This window comes from Parasphingorhabdus sp. (genome assembly GCF_036964675.1).
Lineage (GTDB): Bacteria > Pseudomonadota > Alphaproteobacteria > Sphingomonadales > Sphingomonadaceae > Parasphingorhabdus.
In genome coordinates, this window is record NZ_JBALTF010000080.1 from 1 (window position 1) to 9,687 (window position 9,687).

The window sequence follows — 9,687 nt, forward strand, 5'->3', positions numbered from 1 at the left end:
GAAGTACGAGTGCGCACCCAAGGCTGTCCTTCGACAGGCTCAGGACGAACGGCACTCCGGGCTCGCGATTCAATCATTTTTCGCTTCAAGTGCGCTGACCAATTTCTCTTTCCACACCGCCGGGCTGCCGACCTGAACGGAGAGCAATTTGGCGCGGCGGTAGAAGAGATGGCAGTCCACTTCCCAGGTGAAGCCCATGCCGCCGTGGGTCTGGATATTTTCCTTGGACGCAAACCAGAAAGCTTCCGATGCCGCGACCCGCGCCGCTGCCGCCGCTTCGGGCAGTTCGGCTGCATCGCTCGACAGCGCCCAGGCGCCATAATAAGCGTTGGAGCGGGCGACTTCATTTTTCACATACATGTCGGCCAGCTTGTGCTTGATCGCCTGATTGCCGCCAATGGCGCGGCCAAAAGCGACCCGTTCCTTGGCATAGGCATTGGCCATTTCCAGACAGCGCGAGGCGCCGCCCAATTGTTCAAAGGCGATCAGCACCGCCGCCCGGTCGTTGATCTGGTCAAGCAGCGCCATGCCATTGCCCGCTTCGCCGAGCAGTTCTGCATCTGCGCCGTCAAAGCTGATCGTGGCATGGCTGCGCGTGGGCTCGAGCGTCTTGATCGGCTTCCGGGAAACGCCGCTCTGGTTCAGGTCGACAATGACGAGACTTGCGCCGCTGCCATCTTTCACCAGCACAATCGCGTGGGTGGCGATATCACCATCGGTCACCGGGATTTTCTTGCCCGTGATGCTGCCGTTCTTCAGCCGCGTGGCAATATTGCCGGCCTTGATCTCGCCCGGCCCTTCGCTGACCGCGATGCAGCCGACCAGGCTGCCGTCGGCCACTTTCGGCAGCAATGCCAGTTTCTGTTCTTCGCTGCCCGCCAGTTTCAGCGCTTCGGCAAAGAAATAGGCGGATGATCCGAATGGCACGGGGGCCAGGACGCGGCCCAGTTCCTCGGCAATCACGCAAAGCTCCAGCATGCCGAGGCCAAGCCCGCCATAGGCTTCGGGAATGGCGGCGCCGAGCCAGCCCATTTCGACGATCTGCTGCCAGACGCCTTCATTGTGGCTCTTGCTGTCATCATCCAGCACTTCGCGGACATGCGCGCTGGTACATTGGGCTGCCAGAAATTTCCGGGCTTCATCGCGGAGAAATTTCTGGTCGTCAGAGAAATCAAAATTCATGGTTCAAACCTCGTCCTGTTTATCATTATCATTCGTCATTGGCCGGCATATTGAGGGCGCCGCGTATCTCGTCATTGTCTGCACCCAAGGTCGGTGGATCGGCATATATATTCGCGGGGCTGGCGGAATAATGGACCGGATGTTTGATCGTCCGATATTTTCCGATTTTCGGGCCTTCGCGTTCCTGCCAGAAGCCGACCTGCTGCAAATGCGGATCGGTCAGCACATCTTCCATTCTATTATAGCGCATTGCCGGAATATTATTCTCATCCAGCAGCGGCAGCCATTCCTCGGTGGTCTTGGTCGCGGCAATTTCCTCGATCAGGGCATAGAGCGCGGTGATATTCTTGGTGCGCTGGGAATAATCGGCAAAGCGCGGTTCATCAAAGACGCCGGGTTTTCCGCCCAGTTCGAAAAACTTCCGCCACTGCGCATCATTATAGGGAACCAGACCGATATAGCCGTCCTTGGTCGGATAGGGTTTGCGATTTTCATTGATCGAGCGTGTGTAGGCAAGCTTGCCATTGCCGGGAATGAAGGTCTCGCCCCACAGATTTTCGACCATGTTGAACCAGGTGAAGGCTTCGAACATCGGCACCTGGACAAATTGTCCCTCGCCGGTCTTTTCCTTGTGGTACATGGCAGCGAGCGTGGCGTTGACCGCGAACAGGCCGATGGTCTTGTCGGCCACCAGCGATGGCATATAGAGCGGACGGCCGCTGTCTCCGCGCATTTCGAACAGGCTGGCAAAGCCGGAAGCGCATTGGATCAGGTCATCATAAGCCTGTCTTTTCTCATATTCGCCGCCCTGACCGAAACCGGCGCAATGGACATAGACGATGCCCGGATTGATCGCCTTGATGCTTTCATAATCAAGCCCCAGCCGTTCCATGCCAGCCAGCCGGACATTGTGGAAAAATACGTCGGCGTGCTTCAGCAGCTCGAGGATGACCGCCTTGTCGTCTTCATCCTTGCCGTTGAGCGTGATCGATTTCTTGTTGCGGTTGAGCGACGTGAAAATCGGGCCGAGGTCGCCGGTCGGATTGTCACCGGCATGGCGCATCATGTCGCCGGCAAATTTGCCCTCGCCATTTTCGATCTTGATCACGTCCGCGCCCATATCGGCGAAATTCAGCGTGGCAAAGGGGCCGAGCACCACGGTCGACATATCGACGATCTTCAATCCCTTGAGTGGACCGGTCGGTTCCGTTTCCCATTTCAGCTCTGGCCATCCGCTCATTCACTAGTCCTCAAATTATTAGGTGCATTGATTACCCCGTCTGTTATCATGTTTAATCGATTGATGAACTGTTTATTTTGAGGGAATTACCATTGGCTTTGGCAGACAAGAAAGCGCCGGTCCTGATCGGCGTTGGTGAAACAAGTGGCCGGAAACTGAAGCAATCGCAGGGGCTGGAATGGCCCTCGACCGTCGATCTTGCGTCGGCAGCGATCAAGGCAGCGCTGGCTGACAGCGGCGCGGCGGAGAAACTGGCGGCGTCGATTGACTGCCTGCTCTCGATCCGTCTGTTTCACGACAGCGGCCTGCCGCATGACTTTGGTTCGCCGGAAAATCATCCCGAAGCGGTGGCCACCGCATCCGGCCTCAATCCGGCAACTTTGCTCTATGGCGATGTCGGTGGCCAGAGCCCGCAGAAACATCTCAACAAGCTCGCCTGCCAGGTCCACGCCGGCGAATATAAGGCGGTGATTCTCTCCAGCGCGGAGAATGTCGGCACGGTCAAGCGCGCCCGGCGGAGCGGCCACGAGCTGAACTGGAACCAGCCGGCGACCCGCGCAATGACTGACCTGAAAACCGACGAAGACAAGATGCTCACCGCCTATGAATGGCGGCAGGGGATCATCAGCATGCCGATGGCCTACGGGATTGTCGAAAATGCCCGGCGCGCGCGGCTCGGCATGGATCGGGACAGCTATGCGCAGAGCATGGCCGAATTGTGGGAGGCCTTTGCCGGCGTGTCGCTGACGCGCGAGCATGCGCAATTTGCGCGGCAATGGACGGCAGAGGAATTGCTCGCCGATGACCATGGCAATTACCGGCTCAACGATCCCTATCGCCGCTGGATGGTGGCGCAGGATGCGGTCGAACTGGGCGCGGCGGTGATCCTGACCACCGCTGGCCATGCCGCAGAGCTGGGCATTGCCGAAGACAAGATGATCTATCTGCACAGCGGGTCCGACGCGAGCGTCCCGTTGATGAGCCTGCAGGATGATCTGTCGATTTCGCCGGCGATGCAGGTCGCCTTTCCCAAGGCGATGGATCTTGCGGAGATTGAAGCGAAAGATCTCGGGCCGATTGATATTTACAGCTGCTTCCCGGTGGCAGTGTCGCTGGCGATGGACGCGCTCGGTTCGCCGGACCGGTCGCTGGCTTCCTATACGCTGACCGGCGGGCTCAGCTTCTTTGGCGGCCCCGGCAACAGCTATAGCGCCCACGGCATGGTCGCGCTGGTCGAGGCGTTGCGCAAGGATGGCGGCAAGCCGGGGATGATTTCCGCCAATGGCGGGGTGATCAACAAGGAATCGGTCGGCATCTACGCGGCGCAACCCGTCGCTGGCGGCTGGTCCCCCGACCGGATCGCGGCACCGGTCCGCATCCCCAAGCCGGACCATGTCAAAGCCGACCATTATTTCAACGGCAAGGCGGTGATAAAAAGCTATGCCATGCCTTATGGCAAGGCCAGCCGCGGTGCGGCCAGTGTCTGGCTGCAAGACGAGCAGGGCCTGCCCGCCATCGGCATATTGCCAGATGCCCCGGAAGACACGGATCTGATCGGTCTTGCGGTGGATGTGATCACCGAGGACGACCGCAATATCGCGACGCTTAGCGGATAGTCTGCATATCCAGCAATTCGACTTTCGGGGTCCAATAGCAGTCGCGGCAGGGTTCGGTTTTGGCGAGATCGGTCGACAGATATTTGCTGTTGCTGTCGGCGAAGATTGTCGCGACTGCCTTGCGGGTAACGTCGGCGGCCACCGGCTGCTGCAGCGCGACGCGGATCGCGGCGACCAGATTGATGCCGCTGGAAATGCCGACGCCCAGGCCAAATTCCTGATTGAGCTTCTGCGCCATCAGGATCGCGTCGCCGTCGTTGACGCCGATCACCCCGTCCAGTTCGGACAGGTTGAGGATCGCCGGGATGAATTCATCCGACAGGCCCTGCACCCGGTGCTGGCCGCATTTGTGGCCGACCGACAGGGTCGGCGATTCGAGTGGTTCGACCGGATGGACGGCGATGCTCTCGTCGCGGCCCTTGAGATAGCGTCCCATGCCCATCACCGTGCCGCCGGTACCGACACCGGCGACGAAGCCGCCGAGCGTGCCGCCGTCTGAGGCAACCTGCTGCCACAATTCAGGCCCGGTGCCTTCGGCATGTTCGTCGGCATTGACCGGGTTGGAAAATTGGCGCGGCATATAAGCGCCCTGCGCGCCCAGTTCCTCGGCAGCGGCGAGGCAGCCGAGAAAGCCGCCTTCCTCCCGCGAGACCAAGCGCACATCAGCACCATAGATGGCGAGCATCGCCCGCCGTTCGGCGCTGACCCAGTCGGGCATGAAAATGGTAACGGGGTGACCGAGGGCGCAGCCAATCGCAGCAAAGGAAATGCCGCTATTGCCGCTGGTCGCCTCGACAATTGTCTGGCCGGGCAGCAGATCGCCGCGCCGCATCGCATCCTGCAGGATCGCCAGCGCCATCCGGTCCTTGATGCTGCCGGACAGGTTGAACATTTCTGCCTTGGCATAGACGGTGACATCCTGCCCTTCGCAGCGCGCCAGAATCTTGATCATCGGCGTATTGCCGATCAGAGCCGAAAGCGACTGCAGCTTGTCTTCGCGCGCCCGGCCTACAAAATCCAGCATCATATCTTCCCCTGTGATCATCTGGCTTCACATATGAAGCCAGTCGGGCGGGAAATCCTTGTCAATATTTGGTGTCATTGCACGAATAACGTGATAATAATCTGAATATGAGCAAAGAAACCAAAAATATTGATGATAATGACCGCAATATCCTGAAAGCCTTGCAACGCGATGCCAGCCTGTCGCTGGAGAATCTCGCGGCGCAGCTCAGCCTTTCGACCAATGCCTGCTGGCGGCGAATCAAGCGGATGGAGGCGGACGGGATCATCGCCCGCCGGGTGGCGATTGTCGATCCGGAGGCGGTCGGTTTCGGCATGACTGTCTTCGTCGCCGTGCGGACCAATGACCATAGCGACCAATGGCTGGAAAAATTCGCCGCCGCTGCCTCGGCGGTCGAGGAAGTGGTCGAGCTCTACCGGATGGCCGGCGAGGTCGACTATCTGCTCAAGCTGTTGGTCCGCGATGTCGCCGATTATGACCGGGTCTACAAGAAACTGATCAAGGCGGTGCCGCTGTCCGATGTCTCGGCGAGCTTCGCGATGGAGCGGATTAAATATGAGACGGCGGTGCCGGTTTGAGGGGGTTTCGCAACGTCACCGTAACTTGATGCGGATGAGGAATTTCAATTCTTCCCAAAGCCTTGAGACTATGCGATCCCTTCACCATCATGCGCATCGCAACATTAAATGTTCAAAACCTCAGGCTCCAGAGCATTGATGGCCGCAATTATCTCCACGGTGCCTGGGACTCCGACGATCCGGAGGAGGAGCGTCTGGATCCGATCGATCGCAGGTTGACCGCTGAACTTTTGAAGGCCCTCGATGCCGATGTTGTGGCTTTGCAAGAGGTTTTCGATCTCGAAACCCTTGAATATTTCCACCAGAACTACTTGTTACCGGCGGGAGCGGCCCCCTATCCGCATCTTATTTGCTTGCCCGGAAACGACGGTCGCGGCCTTGATGTCGCTTTGCTTTCTCGCCACCCCGTTGATGCGATCCAAAGCCATGCATCGCTTACTTTGACAGAGTTGGGAATCGATCCACCTCCGGCCGTCGATCCAGATTTCCCCGTGTTCCGGCGGGACTGCCTGATGGTCACGATCGGGCCGCTCACACTCTTTGTCTGCCACTTTAAATCGACCTATCCGGATGCAGACACGGCCTGGACCACACGCCGACTGGAAGCCCTTGCAACCCGCCGACTGATCGAACGTCATTTTCAGGATCCCGCGCAAAATCTATGGCTCATCACTGGCGATCTGAATGAGCCCAATGACTTGGTGGCAGGCCACCCGCGCGCCATTGCACCGCTCGAAACTGGCTTTTCAATCGATCTGATGAAACGTCTGCCAGAGAAGGAACGATGGACCTATTTTGATCCGCATTCCGGACTGTACCATTGCCCTGACGCGATGTTGGCATCCCCGGCGCTCGCTGAGCAGTGGCCGAATGCCGAACCGGTTGTGGTGCGCAAGGGCCTGGGCGAGGAAACTTCGCGCTTTCATGGGACCCGGTTCGCTGGTGTGGGCAAGCACAGGCCACACGCCAGCGATCATGCTGCCGTAGTCATCGATTTTGCGGGACTTTGATTGGGCATTTTGAGGCCCCAATCCGCCGAGGTGGACTATCTGCTCAACCTGCTGGTGCGCGATGTTGCCGACTATGACCGGATGTACACGAAACGGATCAAGGCGGTGCCGCTGTCCGATGTGTCGGCGAGCTTCGCGATGGAGCGGATCAGATATGAAACACCGGCCCAGCGGTTCGGTGCCTGTGTTGCGTCGACCGGTTGAAATCACCGCGCAAAAGCGAATACTGGAAATTTGACGCTTTCTAGTTTCCGATCGCGGTTTCGATCCAGCGGTGTACGTCGGGAATTCGCCGTTTCAATTCTGGCAAATCATTGATGCACAAGAATTTTATATTGTCCCAATCGGTGTCGCCCGGGACGCCATTGATCTGTTGCGTGATCCATTGGTCCGGTTCATTGGCGGCGACGTGGATATAGTCGCGGGGTTCGTGAATGCGGCCATGGCCGTTTCTGATACAATGATGATTGTGCAGGCTCTGCGGTAAAAATTGGGCGATGTCGCGAAACCGGAATGAGCTGTTGTGGACGAACTGATCATGATTTTCGGCAAATAACTTGGCCATGATGGAACGCTGCATCGGGTGGACGACATGGGCGCTGGCAAACATATGGTCGCTGCCAAACCCCATGATATTGGCTGCTTCAATCTGATTATAATGATTGAGTAATGCCGCATCACGCTGACTGTTCCCGCAATCAGGCAGATGAGAAAAATCAACCCACTGGCCGCGCATCACTGGCCCCGTTGCGGTAAAAAAATCGGAAAAATTCACGGGCGAGGTTAAAAATACATCGTCATTAAAATAGATGAAATGCTCGGACAGGTCCGGAATCCGCCACAGGAAGGTTTCGATGGAGAGCGAATTGAAAGTCGGCAGGACTTCTTCATAATCAGTGAAAATCTCGTGATGGTCGATCGTGCTGATCTTTGTGCTAAATTCTGGGGTCAGTCCGGAAAATATGGGGATCTGGCCATCGGTCACGATCCATATCCGGCGCACATCCGGCGCATTATTGGCAATAGACCGCAGGCAATAGTTGAGCTCGTCACTGCATAGCCAGCGGTGCGGATTAATTCCGTTATCGTGCAGCGGTGATAGCGCGTCGCTAAGATAACGGTCGCGTTTGGACTTCAATGCCGGATCGGCTCCATCCACCCAGGTGATGACAATGTCAGTGTTAAACATGGTCCACCCGCACGCGGATATTGAGCGGAGTTTCGGCCAATCGGGGGACATGGTCATTTTTCCGCAAATCGCGTTTGCACCCAATAATCCGGGTCTGTTGTTTCATCATTTGGATTTGCTCTTGGACGAACGCCGGCAACGCTCGGAACAATATTTCACATCATCCCAAACGGCCTTCCATTTTTTGCGCCAAGCGAACGGGCGTTCGCATATCGGGCACATTTTCTGTGGCAGGTCAGACTTTTTCATCATGCTCCAGTGCTTCAAGGTGACATATTGGGGATCATTGCTTCCTGATAATCGCCTGCGATCAATCGGAACGTCATGTCAGCGCGTTCATCCGGGCCGCATGTTTGGTTGTACGTCCCGAAACACGTTTGCGCCACAATCGAAAGCTTGAAGGTTTCAAGGTCTTGCGCATCACCTTGATCACATTTTTTTCGGCTAAGCCGGTCTGTCCCTCGATCATCTCGAAAGACGTCTTGTCGTCCCAGGCAAGGGCGATCAATTCTGAAATTTTGTCATCATCCATTTCGGCGATATGGCGCAGTTTTTGGCAAACACCAGCGTTATTGTGCTTAAGAGCTTAAGCTAGCTGGCCCTGATGCATATTGTGCCATTCGCGTAGGGATAAGAATACCGGTGGTAAGCCGTCATCTCATCGGTGGATGATGACTGGAGCTAGCCAGACGCTATTGGTCTCGTTCCCCATCAAACCGCTACAACATCTTGCCGGATCGCCCCAAAGATCGAATGACCATCCGCATCCAGCATCTGGATTTTCACCGTATCGCCAGCGCTCATAAACGGCGTCTTGGGCGCGCCGTCGTTGATCGTTTCGATCATCCGGATTTCGGCGATGCAGCTATAGCCGAGGCCGCCTTCGCTGACTGGCTTGCCGGGATCGCCGTCGGGGCCCTGGTTGGACACGGTGCCGGAACCGATGATCGTGCCGGCGCATAAAGGCCGGGTCTTGGCGGCATGGGCGACCAGATCGGCGAGACTGAAGGTCGCGTCCTTGCCGGCATTGGCGCGGCCGAAGGGCTCGCGGTTATAGTCGACCTGCAGAGGCAGATGGATAACCGAGCCTTGCCATGCATCGCCCAATTCGTCGGGGGTGACGCAGACCGGGGAGAAAGCGCTCGGCGGTTTCGACTGGAAAAAGCCGAAGCCCTTGGCCAGTTCGCCGGGGATCAGGCCGCGCAGGGACACATCGTTGCACAGCATGACCAGCTTGATATGGTCGGCGGCTTCGTCGGTGCTGACGCCGGGAGGCACATCGTCGGTGATGACCGCGATTTCGCCTTCCATGTCGCAGCCCCATTCGGGATCGCCGAGCGGGATATCGTCGCGCGGGCCGAGGAAGGCGTCCGAGCCGCCCTGATACATCAAAGGATCGCTGTAGAAACTCTCCGGCACTTCCGCGCCGCGCGCCTTGCGGACCAGTTCGACATGATTGATATAGGCGCTGCCGTCGGCCCATTGATAGGCGCGGGGCAGGGGGGATTCGGCCAGCCGCTCGTGAAAGCGCTCGCAGGGCACGGTCTCATGTTCGACGTCGCGGTAGAGCGCTTCCAGCTTCGGCGCGCATTGCTCCCAGTCGTCAAGCGCCGCCTGCAGGGTCGGGGCAATATTGCTCGCTTCACAGCAGCGGGTCAGATCTTTCGAGACCACGACAAGCCGGCCATCACGGGTATCATTTTTCAGGGTAGCGAGTTTCATGTGCGTTCCTTCATCATGCTCCGTTCCCCTGCGAAGGCGGGGGCCCATCTCCGACCATTGCCTCTAGCCGAAACTTCAGGAGATGGACTCCTGCCTACGCAGGAGCACAGCATTGTTCAATGCGAA

At 57.7% G+C, this 9,687-nt stretch carries 11 protein-coding genes; 4 read left to right on the forward strand and 7 right to left on the reverse strand.

Annotated features, from left to right (window positions below; all coding sequences use genetic code 11):
• Window positions 1–69 precede the first annotated feature (69 nt).
• Both V7665_RS11995 and V7665_RS12000 read right to left on the reverse strand, forming a co-directional pair.
• On the reverse strand, window positions 70–1,182 hold the full coding sequence (locus tag V7665_RS11995) for an acyl-CoA dehydrogenase family protein (protein WP_335664773.1): 1,113 nt from the start codon (window positions 1,180–1,182) through the stop codon (window positions 70–72).
• A 28-nt stretch (window positions 1,183–1,210) separates the two neighbouring features.
• A complete protein-coding gene (locus tag V7665_RS12000; RefSeq protein WP_335664774.1) occupies window positions 1,211–2,422 on the reverse strand; it encodes a CaiB/BaiF CoA transferase family protein in 1,212 nt (403 codons plus the stop codon).
• 92 nt (window positions 2,423–2,514) lie between these two features.
• On the opposite strand from V7665_RS12000, the gene V7665_RS12005 reads away from it, so the two are divergent.
• The gene (locus tag V7665_RS12005) at window positions 2,515–4,038 is read left to right on the forward strand and encodes a hypothetical protein (protein ID WP_335664775.1); all 1,524 of its coding nucleotides are present in this window, start codon (window positions 2,515–2,517) and stop codon (window positions 4,036–4,038) included.
• On the opposite strand, the gene V7665_RS12010 is transcribed toward V7665_RS12005, so the two are convergent.
• Window positions 4,028–5,065: a PLP-dependent cysteine synthase family protein gene (locus V7665_RS12010; protein ID WP_335664776.1), complete on the reverse strand. Its 1,038-nt coding sequence runs from the start codon at window positions 5,063–5,065 to the stop codon at window positions 4,028–4,030. The two genes, V7665_RS12005 and V7665_RS12010, sit on opposite strands and share 11 nt — an antisense overlap.
• 104 nt (window positions 5,066–5,169) lie before the next feature.
• On the opposite strand from V7665_RS12010, the gene V7665_RS12015 reads away from it, so the two are divergent.
• From V7665_RS12015 to V7665_RS12025, 3 genes are all read left to right on the forward strand, one after another.
• Entirely contained in the window at window positions 5,170–5,640 is a 471-nt protein-coding gene (locus V7665_RS12015) for an Lrp/AsnC family transcriptional regulator (protein ID WP_335664777.1), read from the forward strand.
• Between the two features lie 89 nt (window positions 5,641–5,729).
• Entirely contained in the window at window positions 5,730–6,650 is a 921-nt protein-coding gene (locus tag V7665_RS12020; protein ID WP_335664778.1) for an endonuclease/exonuclease/phosphatase family protein, read from the forward strand.
• Window positions 6,651–6,854 carry a hypothetical protein gene (locus V7665_RS12025; RefSeq protein ID WP_335664779.1) on the forward strand — a complete coding sequence of 68 codons (204 nt, stop codon included), beginning with the start codon at window positions 6,651–6,653 and terminating at the stop codon, window positions 6,852–6,854. It begins immediately after the preceding gene.
• A 40-nt stretch (window positions 6,855–6,894) separates the two neighbouring features.
• Here V7665_RS12025 and V7665_RS12030 read toward each other — a convergent pair whose 3' ends face one another.
• From V7665_RS12030 to V7665_RS12045, 4 genes are all read right to left on the reverse strand, one after another.
• On the reverse strand, window positions 6,895–7,839 hold the full coding sequence (locus tag V7665_RS12030; RefSeq protein ID WP_335664780.1) for a stealth family protein: 945 nt from the start codon (window positions 7,837–7,839) through the stop codon (window positions 6,895–6,897).
• Between the two features lie 105 nt (window positions 7,840–7,944).
• On the reverse strand, window positions 7,945–8,091 hold the full coding sequence (locus V7665_RS12035; RefSeq protein ID WP_335664781.1) for a DUF2256 domain-containing protein: 147 nt from the start codon (window positions 8,089–8,091) through the stop codon (window positions 7,945–7,947).
• 70 nt (window positions 8,092–8,161) lie between these two features.
• Entirely contained in the window at window positions 8,162–8,371 is a 210-nt protein-coding gene (locus V7665_RS12040) for a TIGR03643 family protein (protein ID WP_335664782.1), read from the reverse strand.
• Between the two features lie 179 nt (window positions 8,372–8,550).
• Window positions 8,551–9,561, reverse strand: coding sequence for a fumarylacetoacetate hydrolase family protein (locus V7665_RS12045; protein ID WP_335664783.1), 1,011 nt, complete (start codon window positions 9,559–9,561; stop codon window positions 8,551–8,553).
• Window positions 9,562–9,687: the final 126 nt, after the last annotated feature.

Coding starts and splice junctions, on each gene's coding strand:
- V7665_RS11995 (WP_335664773.1), bottom strand. CDS start 1,182: ATGAATTTTGATTTCTCTGACGACCAGAAATTTCTCCGCGATGAAGCC.
- V7665_RS12000 (WP_335664774.1), bottom strand. CDS start 2,422: ATGAGCGGATGGCCAGAGCTGAAATGGGAAACGGAACCGACCGGTCCA.
- V7665_RS12010 (WP_335664776.1), bottom strand. CDS start 5,065: ATGATGCTGGATTTTGTAGGCCGGGCGCGCGAAGACAAGCTGCAGTCG.
- V7665_RS12015 (WP_335664777.1), top strand. CDS start 5,170: ATGAGCAAAGAAACCAAAAATATTGATGATAATGACCGCAATATCCTG.
- V7665_RS12020 (WP_335664778.1), top strand. CDS start 5,730: ATGCGCATCGCAACATTAAATGTTCAAAACCTCAGGCTCCAGAGCATT.
- V7665_RS12030 (WP_335664780.1), bottom strand. CDS start 7,839: ATGTTTAACACTGACATTGTCATCACCTGGGTGGATGGAGCCGATCCG.
- V7665_RS12035 (WP_335664781.1), bottom strand. CDS start 8,091: ATGATGAAAAAGTCTGACCTGCCACAGAAAATGTGCCCGATATGCGAA.
- V7665_RS12040 (WP_335664782.1), bottom strand. CDS start 8,371: ATGGATGATGACAAAATTTCAGAATTGATCGCCCTTGCCTGGGACGAC.
- V7665_RS12045 (WP_335664783.1), bottom strand. CDS start 9,561: ATGAAACTCGCTACCCTGAAAAATGATACCCGTGATGGCCGGCTTGTC.